This window comes from Bacillus sp. MUM 13 (genome assembly GCF_001866725.1).
Lineage (GTDB): Bacteria > Bacillota > Bacilli > Bacillales > DSM-1321 > Peribacillus.
This window is the reverse complement of record NZ_MLYQ01000144.1, coordinates 1-727: the sequence shown is the minus strand read 5'-3', so window position 1 is coordinate 727 and position 727 is coordinate 1. Positions and strand designations below refer to the sequence as shown.

1 protein-coding gene is annotated in these 727 nt (G+C 41.1%); it reads left to right on the top strand.

The features are described 5' to 3' along the window. The coding region (locus BIV59_RS21790; protein WP_240501971.1) for a reverse transcriptase domain-containing protein at positions 1 to 727 on the top strand (727 nt) is incomplete at both ends.

Genomic DNA, 727 nt, shown 5'->3' with positions numbered 1-727 from the left:
GCAGTCCAACAAGCTAAACGCTATATCAAAGAAGGATATAGATGGGTCGTGGACATCGATTTGGAGAAATTCTTCGATAAAGTGAATCATGACCGGCTTATGAGGATATTAAGCGTCCGGATAAATGATCCAAAAGTTCTTCAATTGATACGGAGATATTTACAGTCAGGTGTAATGGAAAAGGGACTTGTCAGTCCTAACACTGAGGGTACTCCTCAAGGAGGTCCACTTAGTCCTCTATTATCCAACATCGTTTTAGATGAGCTCGATAAGGAGCTGGAGAAAAGAGAACTACGGTTTGTTCGTTACGCGGATGACTGTAATATCTACGTTCGTTCAAAAAGAGCAGGAGAACGAATTATGAAAAGTATCACAACTTTCATTGAGAACAAGCTCAAACTTAAAGTGAACCGTGAGAAAAGTGCAGTAGACCGTCCATGGAAACGTAAGTTTCTAGGTTTTACTTTCACCTTCCATCGGAAGGAACCCAAAATCCGAATCGCTAAACAGAGTATTCAACGTTTTAAACAGAGAATAAGAGAAATCACTTCGAGGAAATGGTCTATCAGTATGACAGACAGGTTAGAGAAGCTAAACCGTTACTTGGTGGGTTGGCTGGGGTACTATCAATTAGCCGATACTCCCTCGGTTCTAGCCAAGATAGATGGATGGATCCGAAGAAGATTGCGGATGATTAGATGGAAAGAGTGGAAGAAAGTGAAAACAA